Origin of the sequence: Burkholderia sp. Bp9015 (assembly GCF_003853505.1) — a bacterium.
Classification (GTDB): Bacteria; Pseudomonadota; Gammaproteobacteria; order Burkholderiales; family Burkholderiaceae; genus Burkholderia.
In genome coordinates this window covers 77,265-98,145 of record NZ_QTPZ01000016.1, presented here as the reverse complement: position 1 = coordinate 98,145, position 20,881 = coordinate 77,265, and the positions used below count along the sequence as shown (strand labels likewise).

22 protein-coding genes and 3 tRNA genes are annotated in these 20,881 nt (G+C 67.0%); 16 read left to right on the top strand and 9 right to left on the bottom strand.

The annotated features are described in order from the left end of the window. Positions 1-4: 4 nt before the first annotated feature. From lepB to nagZ, 7 genes are all read left to right on the top strand, one after another. On the top strand, positions 5-898 hold the full coding sequence (gene lepB, locus DIE12_RS18780; RefSeq protein WP_124487453.1) for a signal peptidase I: 894 nt from the start codon (positions 5-7) through the stop codon (positions 896-898). Between the two features lie 153 nt (positions 899-1,051). After that, entirely contained in the window at positions 1,052-2,347 is a 1,296-nt protein-coding gene (gene rnc / locus DIE12_RS18775; RefSeq protein ID WP_124487452.1) for a ribonuclease III, read from the top strand. A 60-nt stretch (positions 2,348-2,407) separates the two neighbouring features. Beyond that, positions 2,408-3,307 carry a GTPase Era gene (gene era, locus DIE12_RS18770; RefSeq protein ID WP_006476493.1) on the top strand — a complete coding sequence of 300 codons (900 nt, stop codon included), beginning with the start codon at positions 2,408-2,410 and terminating at the stop codon, positions 3,305-3,307. Continuing rightward, on the top strand, positions 3,294-4,133 hold the full coding sequence (recO, locus tag DIE12_RS18765) for a DNA repair protein RecO (protein ID WP_014897645.1): 840 nt from the start codon (positions 3,294-3,296) through the stop codon (positions 4,131-4,133). The genes era and recO overlap by 14 nt, the downstream gene beginning before the upstream one ends. Next, positions 4,130-4,906, top strand: a complete 777-nt coding sequence (pdxJ, locus tag DIE12_RS18760; protein ID WP_124521374.1) for a pyridoxine 5'-phosphate synthase — start codon at positions 4,130-4,132, stop codon at positions 4,904-4,906. The genes recO and pdxJ overlap by 4 nt, the downstream gene beginning before the upstream one ends. Before the next feature lie 69 nt (positions 4,907-4,975). Beyond that, the gene (acpS, locus tag DIE12_RS18755) at positions 4,976-5,413 is read left to right on the top strand and encodes a holo-ACP synthase (RefSeq protein WP_044844762.1); all 438 of its coding nucleotides are present in this window, start codon (positions 4,976-4,978) and stop codon (positions 5,411-5,413) included. A 16-nt stretch (positions 5,414-5,429) separates the two neighbouring features. Beyond that, complete coding sequence (gene nagZ, locus DIE12_RS18750) at positions 5,430-6,458, top strand: beta-N-acetylhexosaminidase (RefSeq protein ID WP_124521372.1); 1,029 nt, start codon at positions 5,430-5,432, stop codon at positions 6,456-6,458. 157 nt (positions 6,459-6,615) lie between these two features. Here nagZ and DIE12_RS18745 read toward each other — a convergent pair whose 3' ends face one another. The 3 genes from DIE12_RS18745 to earP form a co-directional block, all read right to left on the bottom strand. Beyond that, complete coding sequence (locus DIE12_RS18745; RefSeq protein WP_044844760.1) at positions 6,616-8,001, bottom strand: sigma-54 dependent transcriptional regulator; 1,386 nt, start codon at positions 7,999-8,001, stop codon at positions 6,616-6,618. A 270-nt stretch (positions 8,002-8,271) separates the two neighbouring features. After that, the gene (gene efp, locus DIE12_RS18740) at positions 8,272-8,829 is read right to left on the bottom strand and encodes an elongation factor P (RefSeq protein ID WP_044844759.1); all 558 of its coding nucleotides are present in this window, start codon (positions 8,827-8,829) and stop codon (positions 8,272-8,274) included. A gap of 138 nt (positions 8,830-8,967) precedes the next feature. Next, positions 8,968-10,164 (bottom strand): elongation factor P maturation arginine rhamnosyltransferase EarP, encoded by a 1,197-nt coding sequence (gene earP, locus DIE12_RS18735; protein ID WP_124521370.1) that lies wholly within the window; start codon positions 10,162-10,164, stop codon positions 8,968-8,970. Between the two features lie 76 nt (positions 10,165-10,240). On the opposite strand from earP, the gene uvrC reads away from it, so the two are divergent. From uvrC to DIE12_RS18710, 5 genes are all read left to right on the top strand, one after another. Next, positions 10,241-12,289: an excinuclease ABC subunit UvrC gene (gene uvrC / locus DIE12_RS18730; RefSeq protein WP_124521368.1), complete on the top strand. Its 2,049-nt coding sequence runs from the start codon at positions 10,241-10,243 to the stop codon at positions 12,287-12,289. A 99-nt stretch (positions 12,290-12,388) separates the two neighbouring features. After that, positions 12,389-12,976: a CDP-diacylglycerol--glycerol-3-phosphate 3-phosphatidyltransferase gene (pgsA, locus tag DIE12_RS18725; RefSeq protein ID WP_124487447.1), complete on the top strand. Its 588-nt coding sequence runs from the start codon at positions 12,389-12,391 to the stop codon at positions 12,974-12,976. A 144-nt stretch (positions 12,977-13,120) separates the two neighbouring features. Beyond that, positions 13,121-13,196 (top strand) — tRNA-Gly (locus DIE12_RS18720). Positions 13,197-13,249: 53 nt separating this feature from the next. Beyond that, positions 13,250-13,325 (top strand) — tRNA-Gly (locus tag DIE12_RS18715). Between the two features lie 101 nt (positions 13,326-13,426). Beyond that, positions 13,427-13,500 (top strand) — tRNA-Cys (locus DIE12_RS18710). A gap of 332 nt (positions 13,501-13,832) precedes the next feature. On the opposite strand, the gene DIE12_RS18700 is transcribed toward DIE12_RS18710, so the two are convergent. Both DIE12_RS18700 and DIE12_RS18695 read right to left on the bottom strand, forming a co-directional pair. Next, on the bottom strand, positions 13,833-14,381 hold the full coding sequence (locus DIE12_RS18700; RefSeq protein ID WP_044844756.1) for a GNAT family N-acetyltransferase: 549 nt from the start codon (positions 14,379-14,381) through the stop codon (positions 13,833-13,835). Further along, positions 14,378-15,037 carry a helix-turn-helix domain-containing protein gene (locus DIE12_RS18695; RefSeq protein ID WP_124521366.1) on the bottom strand — a complete coding sequence of 220 codons (660 nt, stop codon included), beginning with the start codon at positions 15,035-15,037 and terminating at the stop codon, positions 14,378-14,380. The genes DIE12_RS18700 and DIE12_RS18695 overlap by 4 nt, the downstream gene beginning before the upstream one ends. Positions 15,038-15,177: 140 nt before the next feature. Here DIE12_RS18695 and DIE12_RS18690 point away from each other — a divergent pair, with 140 nt between their 5' ends. Further along, a complete protein-coding gene (locus DIE12_RS18690; RefSeq protein WP_124521364.1) occupies positions 15,178-15,417 on the top strand; it encodes a ParD-like family protein in 240 nt (79 codons plus the stop codon). Beyond that, positions 15,417-16,223 (top strand): type I methionyl aminopeptidase, encoded by an 807-nt coding sequence (gene map / locus DIE12_RS18685; RefSeq protein ID WP_124521362.1) that lies wholly within the window; start codon positions 15,417-15,419, stop codon positions 16,221-16,223. Before DIE12_RS18690 ends, map begins: the two co-directional genes overlap by 1 nt. Positions 16,224-16,350: 127 nt before the next feature. Here map and DIE12_RS18680 read toward each other — a convergent pair whose 3' ends face one another. Continuing rightward, the gene (locus DIE12_RS18680; protein ID WP_124487423.1) at positions 16,351-16,863 is read right to left on the bottom strand and encodes a GAF domain-containing protein; all 513 of its coding nucleotides are present in this window, start codon (positions 16,861-16,863) and stop codon (positions 16,351-16,353) included. 164 nt (positions 16,864-17,027) lie between these two features. Then, positions 17,028-17,945, bottom strand: a complete 918-nt coding sequence (locus DIE12_RS18675) for a LysR family transcriptional regulator (protein ID WP_124521360.1) — start codon at positions 17,943-17,945, stop codon at positions 17,028-17,030. 110 nt (positions 17,946-18,055) lie between these two features. On the opposite strand from DIE12_RS18675, the gene DIE12_RS18670 reads away from it, so the two are divergent. Both DIE12_RS18670 and DIE12_RS18665 read left to right on the top strand, forming a co-directional pair. After that, the gene (locus DIE12_RS18670; RefSeq protein ID WP_124521359.1) at positions 18,056-18,922 is read left to right on the top strand and encodes a pirin family protein; all 867 of its coding nucleotides are present in this window, start codon (positions 18,056-18,058) and stop codon (positions 18,920-18,922) included. Between the two features lie 128 nt (positions 18,923-19,050). Next, positions 19,051-19,542, top strand: a complete 492-nt coding sequence (locus DIE12_RS18665; protein WP_124487421.1) for a GNAT family N-acetyltransferase — start codon at positions 19,051-19,053, stop codon at positions 19,540-19,542. Positions 19,543-19,556: 14 nt separating this feature from the next. On the opposite strand, the gene DIE12_RS18660 is transcribed toward DIE12_RS18665, so the two are convergent. Together DIE12_RS18660 and DIE12_RS18655 are read right to left on the bottom strand one after the other, a co-directional pair. Then, positions 19,557-20,429: a cytochrome c oxidase assembly protein gene (locus tag DIE12_RS18660; RefSeq protein ID WP_124521357.1), complete on the bottom strand. Its 873-nt coding sequence runs from the start codon at positions 20,427-20,429 to the stop codon at positions 19,557-19,559. A 10-nt stretch (positions 20,430-20,439) separates the two neighbouring features. Next, on the bottom strand, positions 20,440-20,880 hold the full coding sequence (locus DIE12_RS18655) for a copper chaperone PCu(A)C (protein ID WP_124521355.1): 441 nt from the start codon (positions 20,878-20,880) through the stop codon (positions 20,440-20,442). Position 20,881: the final 1 nt, after the last annotated feature.

Genomic DNA, 20,881 nt, shown 5'->3' with positions numbered 1-20,881 from the left:
TTTTATGAATTTTGCGTTGATTCTTTTTGTGCTCGTCGTCGTGACGGGCGTAGCGTGGGTGTTGGACAAACTGGTGTTCCTGCCGCAGCGGCGCAAGGCGGCCGACGCGGCGATCGAGGAGTTCGATCGTCAGCAGTCGCGTATCGACAAGCGTTTCGCGGACGAAAACGCGGGGCAGACGCGTTCGAAGCTGCGCGACGAAAAACTGCGCCAGCCGTGGTGGCTCGAGTACACCGCGAGCTTCTTCCCGGTGATCCTGGCCGTGTTCGTCGTGCGTTCGTTCATCGTCGAGCCGTTCAAGATCCCGTCGGGCTCGATGGTGCCGACGCTGCTGGTCGGCGACTTCATCCTCGTCAACAAGTTCGAATACGGCCTGCGCATGCCGATCACGAACACGAAGATCACGCAGGGCAGCCCGCTGTCGCGCGGCGACGTCGTCGTGTTCCGTTATCCGAAGGACGAGTCGGTCGACTACATCAAGCGCGTGATCGGCCTGCCGGGCGACACGGTCGCTTACCAGGACAAGCAACTGACGATCAACGGCCAGCCGGTGCCCGAAACGCCGCTGCCGGATTTCTTCGACGACGAGCGCCAGAACTACGCGAAGCAGTTCGAGGAAACGATCGGCACGAAGAAGAACGCGATCCTCAACAATCCCGCCGTGCCGCCGTTCGTGATGGGCGCCTACGACTATCCGTATCGCGACAATTGCACGTACAACAGCCGCGGCGTGATCTGCAAGGTGCCGCCCGGTCACTACTTCATGATGGGCGACAACCGCGACAACAGCGCGGACAGCCGCTACTGGGGTTTCGTGCCGGACAACAACATCGTCGGCCGTGCGTTCTTCATCTGGATGAACTTCGGCGACCTGAAGCGCATCGGTTCCTTCAACTGACCGTATTCGATTCACACGCAATACGCGACGCACGGGCCGCGTCGCGTATTGCCGAACTACTTTAAGAACCGGCGGCAACACCGCCTCGTCACGCCTTTTCGCGTCCGGCCGTGCCGTTTCGGCCCGACCGGCGCCCGCGTTATACTCCTGCACATGCCCCTATCCCAGTTGGAAAGCCGGCTGCGCTACGAATTTCGCAATGCGGAATTGTTGCGCCAGGCTTTGACCCATCGCAGTCACAGTGCCACGCACAACGAACGGCTCGAGTTTCTCGGCGATTCCGTTCTGAATTGCGCGGTGGCCGCCCTTTTGTTCCAGCGTTTCAGCAAGCTGGACGAAGGCGACCTGTCGCGCGTGCGCGCCAATCTCGTCAAGCAGCAGTCGCTGTATGAAATCGCTCAGGCCCTGAATATTTCCGAAGGGTTGCGGCTGGGCGAGGGCGAGTTGCGCAGCGGCGGCTTCCGTCGCCCGTCGATCCTCGCGGACGCGTTCGAAGCCATCATCGGGGCGGTATTCCTCGATGGCGGCTTCGAAGCCGCCCAAGGGGTCATCAAGCGCCTCTATATCCCGATTCTCGACCACATCGATCCGCGCACGCTCGGCAAGGACGCGAAGACGCTGCTGCAGGAATACCTGCAGGGGCACAAGATCGCGCTGCCGACCTACACGGTCGTCGCGACCCATGGTGCGGCGCACAATCAGCAGTTCGAGGTCGAATGCACGGTGCCGAAGCTCGACGTGAAGGTGTCGGGCTCCGGCGCGAGCCGGCGGGCGGCCGAGCAGGCCGCCGCGAAGAAGGCGCTCGACGAGGTGCTGGCAGCCGCGCCGATGCTGGCCGCGAAGCCGAAGCGTTCGAAGAACGCACGCGGGTCGAAGCATGTCGAGCCTGAAATCGTGCCCGGCGTGAAGGGGGTGCAGGAAGCGCTCGACCTGCGTTCTCCGGAGCGCAAGGAGCGTGCGGCGGCGCGCGACGCGAAGGCGGCCGCCGCCGCGTCCGCAGCGGCCGATGCCGGCGCACAGCCGGGCGATCGGCCGGCGCAGGCGCCGATGGCCGCGATTCGCGCGGCGCATGTCGATACAGCCGCGGACAAGGCCGACCGGCCCGCGAAACCGACGGCCGACAAGCCTGGCGAGAAACCTGCCGACAAGGCGACCGACAAACCGTCAGACAAGCCGGCGGATCGCAGCGAACCCGGCGCGCGCGCGGCGGACAAGCCAGCCGAACGCACTGACAAGCCAGCCGAAGGCGCGCCCCGTGCAGCCGACAAGCCGGCGGGCCAGGCGACCGATCCGGCCGTGTCGTCCGCCGACAAGCCTGCTGCCGGTTCCGACGCCGCTTCGCGTGCGACGCCGCGCGCCCGCGACGCCGCGGCGCCCGGCCCCGAGGCGCCGCAGGGCGGCGCAAGCCTCGCTGCCGCGCAGGCGCGCGTGGCCGATGCCGATCACTGAATTGCCCATCGATCGTGCCGCGCGTCGCGCGGCCGTTTCCGAACCTGTCTCCCAAACGATATGAACACTCCCGCTCCTACCGGTTTCCGTTGCGGCATGATCGCGATCGTGGGCCGCCCGAACGTCGGCAAGTCGACGTTGATGAACGCACTCGTCGGCCAGAAGATCAGCATCACGTCGCGCAAGGCGCAAACCACGCGCCATCGCATCACCGGCATTAACACGTTCGACGACGCGCAATTCGTGTTCGTCGACACGCCGGGCTTCCAGACCCGTCACAGCACCGCGCTGAACCGCTCGCTGAACCGCGCGGTCACGTCGACGCTCACGTCGGTCGACGTGATCCTGTTCGTGATCGAGGCCGGCCGCTTCGGGCCCGACGACCAGAAGGTGCTCGACCTGATCCCGCCCGGCATGCCGACGCTGCTGATCGCGAACAAGATCGACCGCGTGAACGACAAGGCTACGCTGTTCCCGTTCATGCAGAAGGTGAGCGAGCTGCGCGAATTCACCGAGCTCGTGCCGCTGTCGGCGCAGAAGCCGGAAGACATCAAGCGCCTGCTGGACACGATCAAGCCGTACTTGCCGGAAGGCGAGCCGATCTACGGCGAGGACGAGCTGACCGACCGCAGCTCGCGCTTTCTCGCGGCCGAAATCCTGCGCGAGAAGGTGTTCCGCTGGACCGGCGACGAACTGCCGTACACGAGCACCGTCCTGATCGACAAATTCGAGGAGGAAGGGCGCCTGAAGCGCATCTTCGCGACGATCCTCGTCGAACGCGATTCGCACAAGGCGATGGTGATCGGCAAGAAGGGCGAGAAGCTCAAGCAGATCAGCACCGAGGCGCGGATGGACATGGAGAAGCTGTTCGACGGCCCCGTGTACCTCGAGACCTTCGTGAAGGTGAAGAGCGGCTGGGCCGACAACGAGGCGGGGCTGCGCGCCTATGGGTACGAATGACGCGCTGACGTCGACCGAAGATGCGGTGACCGCCGGCGCGAACGACGCGCCATTGCCGGCACCGCCCGAACCGCCGCGTCGCAAGGCGCGGCGCGCGACCTCTCGCACGTCCGATTTCCGCGTCGCCGAGCAGCCGGCGTTCGTGCTGCACAGCTATCCGTACCGGGAAACGAGCCTGATCATCGACGTGCTGACGCGCGATCACGGCCGGCTCGCGCTCGTCGCGAAGGGCGCGAAGCGCCCGCACTCCGCGCTGCGCGGCGTGCTGCAGACGTTCCAGCCGCTGCTGCTGTCCTGGTCGGGCAAATCCGAAGTGCGCACGCTGACGGGCGCCGAGTGGGTCGGCGGGATGCTGCCGCTCGGCGGCGACGGGCTGCTGTGCGGCTTCTACGCGAACGAGCTGCTCGTGAAATTCTGCGCGCGCGAGGATCCGCAGCCGCCGCTCTTCAATCATTACGTGCTGACCTTGACGCGTCTCGCGCACGGCGAGCCCGCGGTGCAGGTGCTGCGCTCGTTCGAGCGCGTGCTGCTGCGCGAGACCGGCTATGCGATGGCGCTGAACCGCACGGTCGCGCGCCGGGCGGTCGAGCCCGATCGCCGCTACGTGTTCGATCCCGAGCGCGGCGTGCGCAATGCGGACGACGACGTGCCGTCGCACTGGCCGGTGATTACCGGACAGACGTTGCTCGACATGGAGCAGGACGATTACCATCGAGCCCAGACGGTCGCGCAAAGCAAGACGCTGATGCGCTTCCTGCTGAACACCTATCTCGGCGGTACGCCGCTTGCCACGCGTCAGATCCTGATCGACCTGCAAAACCTATGAGCTTCTTCCTGACAACGCCCACCGTCATCGACCTCGGCGTGAACATCGACCACGTCGCGACGCTGCGCAACGCGCGCGGCACGGCCTATCCCGATCCGATCCGCGCGGCGCTCGCGGCCGAAGAGGCCGGTGCTGACGCGATCACGCTGCACCTGCGCGAGGACCGCCGCCACATCGTCGACGCCGACGTGCGCACGCTGCGCCCGCAGCTGAAGACGCGGATGAACCTCGAATGCGCGGTGACGGCCGAGATGCTCGACATCGCATGCGAAGTGCGTCCGCACGACGCGTGCCTCGTGCCCGAGAAGCGCGAGGAACTGACGACCGAAGGCGGTCTCGACGTCGCCGGCCGCTTCGAGGCCGTGCGTGCGGCATGCCGGCAGCTCGCCGACGCCGGCGTGCGCGTGTCGCTGTTCATCGATCCGGACGAAACGCAGATCCGCGCCGCGCACGAAGCCGGCGCGCCGGTGGTCGAGCTGCATACCGGCCGCTACGCCGATGCGCACGACGAAGCCGAGCAGCAGCGCGAATACGAACGCATCGTCGCGGGCGTGCAGGCCGGCGCGCAACTGGGCCTGAAGGTCAACGCCGGTCACGGACTGCATTACACGAACGTGCAGCAGATCGCCGCGATCGACGGCATCGTCGAGCTGAACATCGGCCACGCGATCGTCGCGCACGCGATCTTCGCGGGCTGGGACAACGCGGTGCGCGAGATGAAGGCGATCATGGTCGCCGCGCGTGTGGCCGCGCTGCACGGCGGCGCGCGCTGACGATGCATTGCGTGCGCGCGCGCTTCGCTCGTCACCCGGCGTCGTCCGTGCGTCACGGCGGGCGCTGACATGGCGATCTACGGCATCGGTACCGACATCGTCCAGGTGAGCCGCATCGCGGCCGTGCTCGAGCGCACGGGCGGCCGGTTTGCCGAGAAGGTGCTGGGCCCCGACGAACTGCGCGTGTTCCATGCGCGCCGCGCGCGCTCCGAGGCGCGCGGCATCGCGTTTCTCGCGACGCGCTTTTCCGCGAAGGAAGCGTTCTCGAAGGCGATCGGGCTCGGCATGCACTGGCCGATGACGTGGCGCGCGCTGCAGACCCTCAACCAGCGCAGCGGCGAGCCGTACGTCGTCGCGTCGGGTGAGCTGGCCGACTGGCTCGCCGCGCGCGGCATCACGGCGCGCGTGACGGTCAGCGACGAACGCGACTACGCGGTGTCGTTCGTGGTCGCCGAGACCGACGCAGCGCCGCCTGCACCCGCACCTGTTTCCCGAACCACTCCCTGACGGACTTTCCGATTCGATGAAAACGACTCCCGGCCCGGTCATGCTCGACGTCGTCGGCACGGCCCTGTCGCGCGACGATGCGCGGCGCCTTGCGCATCCGAACACCGGCGGCGTGATCCTGTTCGCGCGGCATTTCCAGAACCGTGCGCAGCTCACCGCGCTGACCGACTCGATCCGCGCGGTGCGCGAGGACATCCTGATCGCCGTCGATCACGAAGGCGGCCGCGTGCAGCGGTTCCGCACCGACGGCTTCACGGTGTTGCCGGCGATGCGCCGCCTCGGCGAACTGTGGGACCGCGACGTGCTGCTCGCGACGAAGGTCGCGACCGCGGTCGGCTACATCCTGGCGGCCGAGCTGCGCGCATGCGGCATCGACATGAGCTTCACGCCGGTGCTCGATCTCGACTACGGGCACTCGAAGGTGATCGGCGATCGTGCGTTCCATCGCGACCCGCGCGTCGTCACGCTGCTCGCGAAGAGCCTCAACCACGGGCTGTCGCTCGCGGGCATGGCGAACTGCGGCAAGCATTTCCCGGGGCACGGCTTCGCGGAAGCCGATTCGCACGTCGCGCTGCCGACCGACGACCGGCCGCTCGACGCGATCCTCAAGCAGGACGTTGCGCCGTACGACTGGCTCGGCCTGGCGCTGACCGCGGTGATTCCCGCACACGTGATCTACACGCAGGTCGACAAGCGGCCGGCCGGCTTCTCGCGCGTGTGGCTGCAGGACATCCTGCGCGGGCAGCTCGGCTTCACGGGCGCGATCTTCAGCGACGACCTGTCGATGGAGGCGGCACGCGAGGGCGGCACGCTCACGCAGGCGGCCGACGCGGCGCTCGCCGCTGGTTGCGACATGGTGCTCGTCTGCAACCAGCCGGATGCGGCCGAAGTCGTGCTGAACGGCCTGAAGGCGCAGGCGTCGGCCGAGTCGGTGCGGCGCATCAAGCGGATGCGGGCGCGCGGCAAGCCGCTCAAGTGGGACAAGCTGATCGCGCAGCCTGAGTATCTGCAGGCGCAGGCGCTGCTGAGCAGCGCACTGGCGTAAGCGGGAAGGGCGGTGCGAGGCCGCCTGTTCCGTTGCCGAAAGCAAAAAAGCCGCGCTTTTGCGCGGCTTTTTTGCTTTGACGGCGAAGCATGGGGCCACACGCCTTTGCGCAACTAACCGTCAGCTCCGGCCGGCGCCCCGAACAACGGCCGCCCGGTCAGTTGACCTTCATCCGCTGCAACTTGTTGTACAGCGTCTTGGGGCTGATGCCGAGCAGCGTCGCTGCGCGATGGCGCGTGCCGCCGACCGCGTCGAGCGTCGCGCGGATCAGCAGATCCTCGACGTCGGACAGCGGGGTGCCGACCTTGATCTGAACGCTGCTGCCGTTCAGCGCGGCGCCGGCCGCGAAGCTTGCTTCGCCCGCGCGCAGCGTTTCGATGAAATCGCCGGATGCGTCATAGGCGAAGCGCACGCGCTCCTGCAGTTCGCGCACGTTGCCGGGCCATTCGTAGGACACGCATTCGCGCACGAAGCCCGGCGCTGCGCGCTTATCGGTCGTGCTGCGGCCGGTGCCGCGCGCTTCGCGGTTGAGGTCGTCGATCAGCGCGTCCGCGATGGCGAGGACATCGCCGTCGCGTTCGCGCAGCGGCGGCATCGTGATCGACGCCGCATCGAGACGCAGCCACAGATCCTCGCGCAGCATGCCGTTCGCGACCGCCTCGCGGGCCGGGCGGCGCGTGGTCGCGATCAGCCGGAAGTCGCTCGCGATCGAGCTCGTGCCGCCGATCCGCATGAAGTTCTGCGAGTCGAGCGCATGCAGCAGCGCCTCCTGCAGCACGAGCGGCAGTGCGGTGATCTCGTCGAGGAACAGCGTGCCGCCGCCGGCCTGTTCGAACAGGCCCGACTCGCGCCGCTCGGCACCGTCGAACGCGCCGCGTTCATGGCCGAACAGCACGCTGTCGAGCGACGCGCCGTGGCGTCCGGCCTGGGCGATCGTGCGGCAGTCGAACGACACGAACGGCCCTTTGCGGCGCCGGCTCAGGTCGTGCAGCGTGCGCGCGGCCAGCTTCTTGCCGGTGCCGGCTTCGCCGGTGAACAGCACGGCCGTTTCGGTGCCCGCGTTGTGCTCGATCATGTCGTACACGTGCTGCATCGCCTCGCTGCGGCCGACCAGCGCGCCGAAGCGGCCGAGGTGGCGCAGCGACGCGCGCAGCGTCCGCACTTCGTCGATCAGTTCGTAGGGGCGCGGAATCCGGGCCAGCAGGCTGCGCAGGCGCGGAATGTTGATCGGTTTCAGCAGGTAGTCCCAGATGCCGTGACGCAGGCCTTCGATCGCGCTCTCGACCGTCGCGTTGCCCGTCAGCACGATCACCGGCAGCGAGCCGTTCGGTTGCTGCTGCGGCAGGTGCTGGAGCAGATCGAACCCGCTGCCGTCCGGCAGGTTCAGGTCGACCAGGACGACATCGGGAATCGAGCGGCCGAGCGCCGTGCGTGCCTCGGCGAGCGACGTGGCCGTGTCGACCGAGAAGCCGTCTGCGGCGAGCAGCGCGGTCAGGCCGGACAGACTGTTGGGATCGTCTTCGACAATCAGGGCGTGTGGCATGGTGGACGCGAGTCGAGTCAAGAGAGGCGGGCTGTCGGCCATCGAGCCGGCCGCAGCCGCATGTCAGATTAAAAACTGATTTTATGCCCCGCTGAACGCCTGACGTGCATTATTTCTTTCACGCTATAAAACAGTTACCGATGATACAAATTGAATACCTTTAATGCTGGATTTCGTGCTGTCCATGGTGCCCACGCCCGCTGCTGTTGACGCCAGACAAACAAAAAGCGCCCCGCAGGGCGCTTTGTTCGATCCGGAAATCGCAGGCGATTACGCGCGGCTGCGATATTCGTTCGTACGCGTATCGATTTCGATCTTGTCGCCGGTATTGCAGAACAGCGGCACTTGCAGTTCGAAGCCCGTTGCGAGCTTGGCGTTCTTCAGCACCTTGCCCGACGACGTGTCGCCCTTGACGGCCGGTTCCGTGTAGGTGATCTCGCGAACCAGGATCGTCGGCAGTTCGACCGAGATCGCCTTCTCGTTGTAGAACACGACTTCGCACGCCATGCCGTCTTCGAGGTAGTTCAGCGCTTCGCCCATCATTTCCGCTTCGACTTCGTACTGGTTGTAGTCGGCGTCCATGAACACGTACATCGGATCGGCGAAGTACGAGTACGTCACTTCCTTGCGGTCGAGCACGACGACGTCGAACTTGTCGTCAGCCTTGTAGACCGATTCCTGGCCTGCGTTCGTCAGCAGGTTCTTCATCTTCATCTTGACGACGGCGGAGTTGCGGCCCGACTTGTTGTATTCCGCCTTTGCGATGACCCATGCTTCGCTGCCGATCTGCACGACGTTGCCTACGCGGAGTTCCTGTGCGGTCTTCATAAAAACTGTCCTGATCCAATCAAATAAATAGGTGCCTGAGCGTTGCGCAACGGCTGACGGCGCAAGCGGCGGTGCGTTCCGGTAGGTGCCAAGAGCCCCAAACGCGAGCGCTTGCGTGGTCAGCCGTCGGATAACCGCTTATTTTAACTGAGATTTTACGTATTCCGCCAGCTTTCCGGCGAGATCGCCGACGCTCGCCAGCGCGTCGGCCCAGCACGCCGCGTTGGCATCCAGTGCGGCACGGTGTTGCAGCAAATCGGCCCAGTCGGGCGTGCCGGCGCCGTTCCATGCATGCCAGAAGCGCCCGAGTGCCGCGCGCGGTGCGTCGGCGAGGCCGGCCGACAGGTGCGCGAGCGCGGCGTCGAGCTTCGGCAGGTGCGCATCGTCGGCCTGCGGGTAGATGTGCCATACGAACGGCTTGCGCGCCCACTGCGCGCGGACGAACGAGTCCTCGCCGCGCACGAAGTTGACGTCGGCCACCCACAGGAGCGGGTCGTAGTCGGCCTGCGGGACGAACGCGAGCCCGTACGCGGTCAGATTGCCGCGGCTTGCGCGCGCGCCGGCGCCGAACGATTCGACCCCGAAGAAGCGGGCGACGGCCGGCGACACGCGGCCGGCGGGCACGAGCGCGACGACGGGCGACGCGCCGTCGCGCCACTGCGCGAGCAGTGCGTCGACGCCCGGATTCTCATACGCGAACAGGCTGACGACGGTCGTGCCCGGCGCCGGTGGCGCGTCGCCCGTCGCATGCCGCCACCAGGCGGTGCGCGCCGCCGCGTCGGCTTCGAAGGCGGTCCGGCGCGCGTCGAGGTCGCGTTCCTTCAGCACGCCGCCCGTGCCGGCCGACAGTCCCGGGAAGAAGAACGTCTTCAGCAGCGGATAGCGCGGATGCGGCGACGGCCGCAAATGGAAATCGGCGACCCAGTCCTCGGCGCTCAGGTATTCGAGATTGATCCACACCGGGCGGCGCGCGCGGCGCGCCATCGCGGCGAGATAGGCGCCGGGCAGCTCGCACGCGAAGGCCTCGATCACGACGTCGGCGATCTCCAGTGCGTCGCCGACTTCCGCATGCCAGTGCTCGATCACGATGCCGTCGAGCGTCTGCCGCCCGGCATCGGGATCGACCCCCGGCAGCAGCCGCGCGAACGTGCGCAGGTCGTCGATGAACAGGCGCACCTGCCAGCCGTGCTCGTGCGCGAGCTGGCGGGCGAGGCGCCAGCACACGCCGATGTCGCCGAAGTTGTCGATCACGGTGCAGAAGAGGTCGCACGCGATCGGTTCGTCGGGCGCGAGCGGCGCAGCGGAGGCAGGGGAGGCGGGGGCGGTGCGGGGCATCGAAGCGGACCGGTGAATGCTCTAAACTGGCGATTCTAATGGACCCGTTCCGCGCCACAAGGCACCCGAATCGCGCATGACATCCCCAGAAGCCGCCGACACCCCGTTCGAACCGAAGAAGATCCTCGTGCAACTGCCGCACATGCCGGGCGTCTACCGCTACTACGATGCGGCGGGCGCCGTGCTTTACGTCGGCAAGGCGCGCGACCTGAAGAAGCGCGTCTCGAGCTATTTCACGAAGACGCAGCTGTCGCCGCGCATCGCGATGATGGTCACGCGCATCGCGCGCATCGAGACGACCGTCACGCGCTCGGAGGCGGAAGCGCTGCTGCTCGAGAACAACCTGATCAAGGCGCTCGCGCCGCGCTACAACATCCTGTTTCGCGACGACAAGTCGTATCCGTACCTGAAGCTCACCGCGCACCGCTTTCCGCGCATGGCGTACTACCGCGGCTCGGTCGACAAGCAGAACCAGTATTTCGGGCCGTTCCCGAGCGCGTGGGCCGTGCGCGAGAGCATCCAGATCCTGCAGCGCGTATTCCAGTTGCGCACCTGCGAGGATTCGGTCTTCAACAATCGCACGCGGCCGTGCCTGCTGCATCAGATCGGGCGCTGCACGGCGCCGTGCGTCGGCGCGATTTCCGAGGACGACTACGCGATCGACGTGTCGAACGCCGCGCGCTTCCTGCTCGGCCGGCAATCGGAAGTGATGAAGGAACTCGAGCAAAAGATGCACGCGTTCGCGGCCGAGCTGAAGTTCGAGCAGGCAGCCGCCGTGCGCAACCAGATGAGCTCGCTCGCGACGGTGCTGCACCAGCAGGCGATCGAGGTCGGCAGCGACAGCGACGTCGACATCCTCGCGGTGGTCGCGCAGGGCGGACGCGTGTGCGTGAACCTGGCGATGGTGCGCGGCGGCCGGCATCTCGGCGACAAGGCCTATTTCCCGGCGCACGTCGAAAGTGCGCTGACGCTGGCCGAAGGCGGGCTCGGCGACGAGGCCGAGGGCGAGGGCGAGGGCGAGGCAGCGGAGGCTGCCGACGACACCGCTGCGGCGTTGCCCGAGCGGCCCGCGGAAGATGCTGCCGCCGCGCGTGACGCGGGCGCGTCGGTGGAGGCCGAGGTGCTCGATGCGTTCATCGCGCAGCACTATCTCGGCAATCGCGTGCCGCCCGTGCTGGTCGTGAGCCATGCGCCCGCGAGCCGCGACCTGCTCGAGCTGCTGTCCGAGCAGGCCGGTCACAAGGTCTCGCTGGTGCGGCAGCCGCAGGGGCAGCGGCGCGCGTGGCTGTCGATGGCCGAGCAGAACGCGCAGATCGCGCTCGCGCGGCTGCTGTCCGAGCAGGGTTCGCAGCAGGCGCGCACGCGCGCGCTCGCGGAAACGCTCGGCTTCGAAAGCGACGATCTCGCGACGCTGCGGATCGAATGTTTCGACATCAGCCATACGATGGGCGAGGCGACGCAGGCGTCGTGCGTCGTCTATCACCATCACAAGATGCAGTCGGGCGAGTACCGTCGCTACAACATCACCGGCATCACGCCGGGCGACGATTACGCGGCCATGCGGCAGGTGCTGACGCGCCGCTACGAGAAGATGGTCGAGCAGGCCGCGCAGGCGGCGGCCGCCGACGATGCGGCCGGCATCGACGGCGAATCGACGCGCCAGGCCGAGGCATCGAGCCTGCTGCCGAACATCGTGCTGATCGACGGCGGCAAGGGGCAGGTCGAGATCGCGCGCCAGGTGTTCACCGAGCTCGGGCTCGATACGTCGATGCTGGTCGGCGTCGCGAAGGGCGAGGGGCGCAAGGTCGGCCTCGAGACGCTCGTGTTCGCGGACGGCCGCACGCCGCTCGAACTCGGCAAGGAGAGCGCCGCGCTGATGCTCGTCGCGCAGATCCGCGACGAGGCGCACCGCTTCGCGATCACCGGGATGCGCGCGAAACGGGCGAAGGCGCGCCAGACCTCGCGGCTCGAGGAGCTCGAAGGGGTCGGTGCGAAACGCCGGCAGCGGCTGCTTGCGCGGTTCGGCGGGCTGCGCGGTGTCGTCGCGGCGAGCGTCGAGGAGCTGGCGAGCGTCGACGGCATCTCGCACGCGCTCGCCGAGCAGATCTACAAGCAGCTTCACTGATCCGGCCGTGCGACCGGCCGCGCCTGAGCGCGATCTCGCGTTCTTGTGGCAGGCCGGTCGACACGGCACAATTGCGAATCCTTTACTGACCCGCATGCCATGCCGTTCAATTTCCCGATTTTCCTGACGTGGGTACGGATCGTGCTGATCCCGCTCGTCGTCGGCGTGTTCTATCTGCCGGACACGGTGATGGGCGGCGCGCACCGCAACCTCGCGGCGGCGGCGATCTTCATCCTCGCCGCGCTGACCGACTGGTTCGACGGGTTTCTCGCCCGCAAGTGGAACCAGACGTCGTCGTTCGGCGCGTTCCTCGATCCGGTCGCTGACAAGCTGATGGTGACGGCCGCGCTGCTGATCCTCGTGCAGATTTCGCGGGTCGATGCGGCGATCGCGCTCGTGATCGTCGGCCGCGAGATCGCGATTTCGGCGCTGCGCGAATGGATGGCACAGATCGGTGCGTCGAAGAGCGTCGCGGTGAACCAGCTCGGCAAGTTCAAGACCGCGTGCCAGATGGTCGCGATTCCGATGCTGCTGTACTACGGCCCGCTGCCGCTCGGCATCGCGACGATCGACACGCGCGCGTGGGGCGAGTGGCTGATGTACCTCGCCGCGGTGCTGACGATCTGGTCGATGCTGTACTACATGAAGCTCGCATGGCCGCAGATTCGCGAGCGCGGCGGCGCGTGACCGGCCCCTGCACGGTCGTTTCCCAGTTTTTTGGAAAAAGGGCTGGAAAAGCCCTTGACACACGAATGTGCCTTCGACATAATCTCGCTTCTCCGCTGCACGACGAAGTAAGTGTGTGACGGGGAAGCAGTAGCGCAGCAATACGCGGGAGTAGCTCAGTTGGTAGAGCGCAACCTTGCCAAGGTTGAGGTCGCGAGTTCGAGACTCGTCTCCCGCTCCAGATTTTTTCTGGCAGCGTGTTGTAAGGCAAAGCGCTGCAGATGCAGGACACATGCGGGAGTAGCTCAGTTGGTAGAGCGCAACCTTGCCAAGGTTGAGGTCGCGAGTTCGAGACTCGTCTCCCGCTCCAAGTCATGGGGAAGCCACGCTTCCCTTTTTATTTGATGGACTGTTGGTCCTCGAATAAAAAATCTGTCGCTTGCCTCAACGGCATCCGGACAGTCCGCTTTTGGCGCGATAGCAAAGCGGTTATGCAGCGGCCTGCAAAGCCGTTTAGGCCGGTTCGACTCCGGCTCGCGCCTCCAGCAAGAAAAGAAAAGCCCCGCTTCGGCGGGGCTTTTCTTTTTTCTGCGCTCGATCCGCCCGGCTACTCCGCCGGATACGTCAGCGTCACCCGCTCGCACTTCGACGTGCTCTTGCCGCCATAGTCGTAAATCGCGAGCAGATGCCGGCCCTTGCTGTTCAGGATCGGCAGCATGATCGTCCTGCGATTCGGATTGTTGCCGTCGGCCGGTTCGTCTAAAACCTGTTTGCGAATTTCCGATTCGAGATCCGACGGGGTGTCGATGCCGTTTTCCGGACCGCGGCAGCGGCCGCCCGCGTCATCATGAGCGTGCCAAACATTCGGCGATGCCGATCAGCCATCGACCGGCCGAGCCGGCGTGTCGAGCCTCAGCTGATAGAACGCCGCATCGAGCCAGCGGCCGAACTTGAAGCCCGCTTCGGTGATCGTGCCCGAGTGCACGAAGCCGAGGCGCGTGTGCAGCGCGACGCTGCCGCCGTTGGTCGCATCGATGCAGCCGACCAGCACATGCACTTCGGCTTCGCGCGCCCGCCGGATCAACTCGCGCAGCAGCAGCTCGCCGAGCCCGCGGCCGCGATGGTCGCGGTGGACGTACACGCTGTGTTCGACCGTGTACTTGAACGCGGGGAATGCGCGGAACGTGCCCCAGCTCGCGAAGCCGACCAGCGTGCCCGATTCATCCACCGCGCCGACGACCGGAAAACCGCCGGCGCGCTTCGTCGCGAACCACGTGACCATCGCTTCCGGCGGGCGCGGCCGGTAGTCGTACAGCGCGGTCGAATTCACGATCGCGTCGTTCAGGATGTCGAGGATGGCCGCGGCATGCTCGGCCTCGCTGCAATCGATCAGGCGCACGTCTTCGCGCGGTTTCGGGGAATTCATGCGGGCTCCTGCGCCTGTCGGCCTTGAACGGATGAAACACTCCGCGCGCCGGCGGCGGCGGGGACATCGCAGATCGCGACGACATAGCGCGCGACGTGCGACGACGGGTTGCTGAAAATCAGCGGCTGATCGACGCGCATGGCCAGACAGTCGCCTTCGTGAAGTTCGTGAAGCTGGTCGCCGTACGTGACGTCGACGCGCCCGTGGATGACCCATATTTGTTGATGCAGCGCGCTTTCGCGCCCGCCGGAGTCGTACGCGACGCGCGCGCCGGGCGGGAAATCGACTTCGACGAGCTGGATCGGCGACGGCCAGCCGGGTGGCGACAGGTTGCGCCGCACGTAACCGGACGCCGGATCGCGCCATTCCGCCTGCTGCGCGCGCCGCACCAGCGGTTGCGCGGGCGCGTCGTCGCGATCGCCGCCGAACAGCCCGGCCAGCGACACGCCGAGACCGGCCGCGAGCTTGTCGAGCACGACGGCCGTCGGGCTCGCCGACGCGCGCTCGATGAGCGAGATCATCGAACGGCTGACGCCGGAACGCGCGGCGAGCGCATCGAGCGTGTAGCCTCGTAGCGTGCGCAGCTCGCGCACGCGCCGGGCGATGCGTTCGTTGATGCCGGTGTCGTCGCCAGGGGCGTCGGTTGATTCTTTCATGATGGATTTATTTTCCAGCAAGTTGGAATTCGATGTCAACGGGATCCCGGATCGGCGATTCGCCGGCAGCCGGGCGCTTGCCGGGCGACCGGGGTGAGCGTAATATACGAAACGACTATATTTCGTTTAATTAGAGACATATGGGAATCATCAAGATATCCGAGCACATGCACGAACGGCTGCGCTCGACCAGTACCGCGCTGAGCCGTTCGATCAATGCACAGGCGGAGCACTGGCTGCGCGTCGGGATGCTGGCGGAACTCAACCCGTCGCTGTCCTACGGCGATATCTGCCGGCTGCTGATCGAGACCGAAGCGCGCGGCGGCGATGCCGGCCGCACGGAATCGGTCGTCGCCCACGGCATCGAGCAGGTGGCGTAATGGCGAGGCGCGAAATCCCGATCCGCGGTGCCGCGGAAATCGCCAAGTCGCGCGAGGCCGCGAAGCTCGCGTCCCAGGTGCTGACGATGATCACCGAACACGTGAAACCGGGCGTCACCACCGACGAGCTCGACGTGCGCTGCCGCGAATATATCGTCAACGTGCTCGGCGCGATCCCGGCGAACATCGGCTATCACGGTTATCCGAAAACCCTGTGCACGTCGGTCAATCACGTGGTCTGTCACGGCATTCCGTCGTCGCGGCCGATGCGCGACGGCGACATCGTGAATCTCGACATCGCGGTGATCAAGGACGGCTGGTTCGGCGACACGAGCCGCATGTACTTCGTCGGCGAGCCGGGCGAACTCGCGCGGCGCCTCGTCGCGACGACCTATGAGGCGATGCATGCGGGCATCCGCGCGGTGCGTCCCGGCGCGACGCTCGGCGACGTCGGCTATGCGATCCAGCAGGTCGCGCATCGTGAGGGATTCAGCGTGGTCCGCGAGTACTGCGGGCACGGGATCGGCGACGTGTACCACGACGAGCCGCAGGTGCTGCACTATGGTCGCCCGGGCACCGGCGTGCCGCTGCGGCCGGGGATGATCTTCACGATCGAGCCGATGCTGAATGCGGGCAAGCGCGATACGCGCGTGCTGGCGGACGGCTGGACGGTCGTCACGAAGGATCATTCGCTGTCCGCGCAGTGGGAGCACATGGTCGTCGTGACGGAGCAGGGCTTCGAGATCCTGTCGGACGACGTGAAGCCGCCGGCGTTCGCGGCGCTTTCCGGCACGCACGCGGCCTGACACGCGGCGCGCTGCGCGCCGCGACGCAACGAAAACGGGCCCCGCGTGAATGAGCGGGGCCCGTTTTCGTTGGCGGCCAAGCGGCGCGATCAGCAGGCTGCGGCCTCCGCAGCCGCCGCTGGCAGCGTCACGCGGCTCGACCGCGCGCCTTCTGCCACGCGTGTTCGACGAACACGCGGCACAGCGCTTCCATTCCGTTGCGGTCCTCGTCGTCGAAACGCGCGGCGACGGGGCTGTCGACGTCCCACACACCGATCAGCGTGCCGTCGGCAGCGACCAGCGGCACGACGATTTCCGATTCCGACGCGGCATCGCAGGCGATATGGCCGGGGAATGCATGCACGTCGCGCACGACCTGCGTCTCGCGGGTCTGCGCAGCCGTGCCGCACACGCCCTTGCCGAGCGCGATCCGCACGCACGCGGGCTTGCCCTGGAACGGCCCGACCACGAGTTCCGAACCGTCGAAGAAATAGAAGCCGGCCCAGTTCAGGCGGTCGAGCGAGTGATAGACGAGCGCGGAGAAGTTCGCGGCGTTCGCGGTCAGGTCGCGTTCCGATTCGACGAGCGCGCGTGCCTGCTCGACGAGCGTCGCATAGAGTTCGGCCTTGGAGGCGTGAGGGTCGGTGGACAGCGTGAACATGGCTGAAAGGCGAAAAGAGGTTGTGAACAGCGGGGTTGTGAAAACGGCGTGAAAAGCGCGATGCGCGTCCCGCAGTCTACGGCACGCGCGGCCGGTCTGCAGCGTCCGGTTCGCGACGCACACGCCGAACGCCGAACGCGGGGTGACCGCCGTGGCGATGCCGCTCAATCGGGCTCGAGTTCGGCGAACCGCTCGGCCAGGAAATCGAGCAGCGCGCGCACCGCGGGCAGCAGCCCGCGCCGCGACGCGAACACCGCATGCACGATCTCGCGGCGCGGCGCCCAGTCCGGCAGCACGGTCGCCAGTTCGCCGCGCGCGACTTCGTCGCGCACCATCATCGTCGGCAGCTGCACGACGCCGACCCCCGCGACGGCGGCCGCGCGCAGCGCGAGCATGCCGCCCGTGACGAGCCGCGGCTGATGGTGGATTTCCGCATGCGCGCCGTCGGGGCCGCGCAGCCGCCACACGTGCGTGGCCTGCGGCACGCCGTGATCGAGGCTTGGCAGGCGGGTCAGGTCGGCGGGGACGGCCGGCACGCCGCGCTCGCGCAGCAACGCGGGGCTCGCGACGAGGCACTGGCCGCGTTCGGCCAGCACGCGCAGCGCGAGGTCGCTGTCCTCGAGCGGCGGCGGGCGCACGCGGATCGCGACGTCGATCCCTTCGCCGACCACGTCGACGCGCCGGTTGGTCGCTTCCAGGTGAATCTCGACGCGCGGGCACGCGACCATGAACGCGGCGATCATCGTGCCGACCAGCGAATCGAGCAGCACGACCGGGCAACTGAGCCGCACGATGCCGCGCGGCTCCTCGTGCAGCAGCGCGATCGCCTCGTCGGCGGCGTCCGCCTCGACGAGCATCGCGCGACAATGCGCGTAGTAGGTCTGGCCGACGTCGGTGACGGTGAAACGGCGCGTCGAACGCTGGATCAGCCGCATCCCGAGCCGCGCCTCGAGCAGCGCGATGCGGCGGCTCAGCTTCGACTTCGGCATGTTCAGCGCGCGCCCGGCCGGCGCGAAGCCGCCGTGCTCGACCACCTGCACGAAGTAATAGAGATCGTTCAGATCCCGTTCGTTATCGTTCATGAAATAGAACGCTGAGTGCGATTTTGGCAGTCTACCGGATCGATCGTTCCACCTCTATATTCCTACTCAGGTTGCGAAACACGTGTTTCGCCGCAATTCGGAGAAGGCAAATGAAGAAGATCCAGGGTGTGTACAGTGCGCCGCGCGGTCATTGGGTCGGCGACGGTTTCCCGGTGCGTTCGATGTTCAGCTACCAGTCTCACGGGACGCACCTGAGCCCGTTCCTGCTGCTCGACTACGCGGGTCCCGCGAACTTCGAGCCGGCTTCGGCACCGCGCGGGGTGGGCCAGCACCCGCACCGCGGGTTCGAAACGGTGACGATCGTCTATGACGGCGAAGTCGCGCACCGCGACTCGACCGGTGCGGGCGGCGTGATCGGCCCGGGCGACGTGCAGTGGATGACGGCCGCGAGCGGGATCCTGCACGAGGAATTCCACTCGGAAGCGTTCACGAAGCGGGGCGGCCCGCTCGAGATGGTGCAGCTGTGGGTGAACCTGCCCGCCGCCGACAAGATGGGTGCGCCCGGCTATCAGACGATTCTGGACGCGGACATCCCGGTGGTCGAACTGCCGGACGGCGCAGGTCGCGCGCGGATCATCGCGGGCGAATTCGACGGCCGGCGCGGCCCGGCCCGCACGCACACGCCGATCGACGTGTGGGACGTGCGGCTCGCAGCCGGCGGCCGTGCGCGGTTCCCGATCGCCGAAGGGCGCACGCTCGCGGTGGTCGTGCTGAGCGGTACGCTGCTGGTGAACGGCGAGACGGTCGCCCGTGAAGCGCAGTTCGTGCAGTTGAGCCGCGACGGCCGCGACGTCGAGATCGAAGCGAACGGCGACGCCAAGCTGCTGATCCTGAGCGGCGAGCCGATCGATGAGCCGGTCGTCGGTTACGGCCCGTTCGTGATGAACTCGCAAGAGGAAATCCGGACCGCGATCGAGGATTTCAACAACGGCCGCTTCGGCCAGATGCCGGCATGACGGACAGGCCCCGCGCAATGCGGGGCCTTTTTTTCGCGCGCGGAAGGGCGGCACGCGTGCCGCGTGCGCTTCGAGGCATAATCGACGGTTGCCGCGCGCCGGCCGGCGCGCCCGAATCAGGACCGACCATGAATGCTTCCGCACCCGCCGCATCCCTGCATGCCGACGATCTCGACTGGCACTGGAAATTCTTCGACGCGCTGACGGCGCGCGAAGTCTATTCGATCCTCGACGCGCGCAGCGCCGTGTTCGTCGTCGAGCAGAACTGCGTCTATCGCGACATCGACGGTGCGGACCAGGCTGCGTGGCACCTGGCCGCATACGATCCCGCGGGCCGTCTCGCCGGTTACCTGCGCGTGCTGCTGCCGGATGCGCAGCACCCTGACGTGCGCATCGGCCGCGTGCTGACGACCGCCGCGTTTCGCGGCGCCGGCCTCGGTAACGCGCTGCTCTCTCGCGCGATCGGGCACATCCGCGCGCAGTGGCCGGATGCGCAGGTGAGCCTGCATGCGCAGGCGCACCTGCAGCGCTTCTACGGGGCATTCGGCTTCACGCCGAGTTCGGACGTGCACGACGAGGACGGCATCCCGCACGTGTGGATGACCAGCGCGCGCGGCTGACGCGCGGCGCGCCGTCAGTGGGCGGCGCGCGTCACCGGCGGGCGTGCCGCGTGCAGGGCGGCAGCCCGCTCTTCGATCAAGCGGCCGCGCGCGGACAACCGCAACCAGTGCCGCAGCGCGATCAGCGCGCCGATCACGCTCATCATCGAACCCGGAATCCACAGCAGCAGGCCGCCGATCTGCTGGTCGCGCAGCGGGCTGAGCCACGTGAACGCGCGTCCGCAGATCGAGTAGATCGGATACAGCTCGTGCGGCGTGAAGAAGATCAGCGCGCCGAGCGCGATCTGCGGCGGAATCGCCGCGACGACGATCAGGATCCGGCGGCCCGGCGACAGCCGCGCGGGCGGCGCGGGACGCGGATCGACGACGAGCCACCAGAACAGCAGCCCGTCGATCACCATGCTCCAGTTCATCACGCGATACAGGCGCCAGTCGAGCATCGCGACGAAGTGGATCGGCGACAGCAGCCAGAAATAGATCAGCCCGACGAACAGCACGACCGCGACGACCGGATGGAACACCACGTCGAGCGTCGCGCGCACGGGTGCCCACGCGAGCGCGGGGCGCACGAAGCGCTGCCGCCAGCGAAACGGAATGCCCGCGCGGATCGCGGCGCCCGGGTAGGCCAGTGCGATGAAGAACGGCCCGAGGTGATGCAGCACCAGGTGCTGTGCGCGGTGCAGGAAGAATTCGTGCTCGAAGAAGTAGTCGAGCCGCGTATGCAGCGCGATGTAGAGCGCCGTCAGCCCGAGCCAGAACGAGAACTGCCGCAGCGGCGACACCTTCGCCTTCTTCACGCCGCGCGCGAACAGCACGGCGGCCGTCAGCACCGCGATGACCACGGTCGGCGACGGTTCCCACGGATCGAGCCAGTACAGGACGTTCATCGCGCGCGCATCACTTCGCCTGGGCCGGCGACTTCACGGCGAACGGCGTGTCGACCGTTTCGCCGTCGGAGAACTTCAGGCGCAGGCGCACGGTGTCGCCGGGCTTGATCGCGTGCTTCGGTTCCTCGAGCATGAAGTGATAGCTGCCCGGCGCGATGTCGACCTTGCCGCGCGCGGGGATCGTCAGCTTGTCGACCATTTCCATCTTCTGCGTCGAGCCGTTCGACACGGTCTGGTGCAGCATCGCCATCCCGTAGTCGGGGCTGTCGACGTCGACCAGATCGACCGGCTTGTCGCCCGTGTTGACGAGCGTCACGTAGCCGCCCGCGGGCAGCCGGTTCGGCAGCCAGCGCACCCATGCATTCTGCGCGGTGATCGCGCCCGCGGCACAGGCTTGCGCAGCGGTGCACAGCGCGGCGAGGAGGGCGAGCGTCTTGAGGGTCGTCTTCATG

What these genes read in the sequence shown, in the direction of transcription:
- lepB (WP_124487453.1), top strand. Translation starts at nt 5, where the DNA reads ATGAATTTTGCGTTGATTCTTTTTGTGCTCGTCGTCGTGACGGGCGTA.
- rnc (WP_124487452.1), top strand. Translation starts at nt 1,052, where the DNA reads ATGCCCCTATCCCAGTTGGAAAGCCGGCTGCGCTACGAATTTCGCAAT.
- era (WP_006476493.1), top strand. Translation starts at nt 2,408, where the DNA reads ATGAACACTCCCGCTCCTACCGGTTTCCGTTGCGGCATGATCGCGATC.
- recO (WP_014897645.1), top strand. Translation starts at nt 3,294, where the DNA reads ATGGGTACGAATGACGCGCTGACGTCGACCGAAGATGCGGTGACCGCC.
- pdxJ (WP_124521374.1), top strand. Translation starts at nt 4,130, where the DNA reads ATGAGCTTCTTCCTGACAACGCCCACCGTCATCGACCTCGGCGTGAAC.
- acpS (WP_044844762.1), top strand. Translation starts at nt 4,976, where the DNA reads ATGGCGATCTACGGCATCGGTACCGACATCGTCCAGGTGAGCCGCATC.
- nagZ (WP_124521372.1), top strand. Translation starts at nt 5,430, where the DNA reads ATGAAAACGACTCCCGGCCCGGTCATGCTCGACGTCGTCGGCACGGCC.
- DIE12_RS18745 (WP_044844760.1), bottom strand. Translation starts at nt 8,001, where the DNA reads ATGCCACACGCCCTGATTGTCGAAGACGATCCCAACAGTCTGTCCGGC.
- efp (WP_044844759.1), bottom strand. Translation starts at nt 8,829, where the DNA reads ATGAAGACCGCACAGGAACTCCGCGTAGGCAACGTCGTGCAGATCGGC.
- earP (WP_124521370.1), bottom strand. Translation starts at nt 10,164, where the DNA reads ATGCCCCGCACCGCCCCCGCCTCCCCTGCCTCCGCTGCGCCGCTCGCG.
- uvrC (WP_124521368.1), top strand. Translation starts at nt 10,241, where the DNA reads ATGACATCCCCAGAAGCCGCCGACACCCCGTTCGAACCGAAGAAGATC.
- pgsA (WP_124487447.1), top strand. Translation starts at nt 12,389, where the DNA reads ATGCCGTTCAATTTCCCGATTTTCCTGACGTGGGTACGGATCGTGCTG.
- DIE12_RS18700 (WP_044844756.1), bottom strand. Translation starts at nt 14,381, where the DNA reads ATGAATTCCCCGAAACCGCGCGAAGACGTGCGCCTGATCGATTGCAGC.
- DIE12_RS18695 (WP_124521366.1), bottom strand. Translation starts at nt 15,037, where the DNA reads ATGAAAGAATCAACCGACGCCCCTGGCGACGACACCGGCATCAACGAA.
- DIE12_RS18690 (WP_124521364.1), top strand. Translation starts at nt 15,178, where the DNA reads ATGGGAATCATCAAGATATCCGAGCACATGCACGAACGGCTGCGCTCG.
- map (WP_124521362.1), top strand. Translation starts at nt 15,417, where the DNA reads ATGGCGAGGCGCGAAATCCCGATCCGCGGTGCCGCGGAAATCGCCAAG.
- DIE12_RS18680 (WP_124487423.1), bottom strand. Translation starts at nt 16,863, where the DNA reads ATGTTCACGCTGTCCACCGACCCTCACGCCTCCAAGGCCGAACTCTAT.
- DIE12_RS18675 (WP_124521360.1), bottom strand. Translation starts at nt 17,945, where the DNA reads ATGAACGATAACGAACGGGATCTGAACGATCTCTATTACTTCGTGCAG.
- DIE12_RS18670 (WP_124521359.1), top strand. Translation starts at nt 18,056, where the DNA reads ATGAAGAAGATCCAGGGTGTGTACAGTGCGCCGCGCGGTCATTGGGTC.
- DIE12_RS18665 (WP_124487421.1), top strand. Translation starts at nt 19,051, where the DNA reads ATGAATGCTTCCGCACCCGCCGCATCCCTGCATGCCGACGATCTCGAC.
- DIE12_RS18660 (WP_124521357.1), bottom strand. Translation starts at nt 20,429, where the DNA reads ATGAACGTCCTGTACTGGCTCGATCCGTGGGAACCGTCGCCGACCGTG.
- DIE12_RS18655 (WP_124521355.1), bottom strand. Translation starts at nt 20,880, where the DNA reads ATGAAGACGACCCTCAAGACGCTCGCCCTCCTCGCCGCGCTGTGCACC.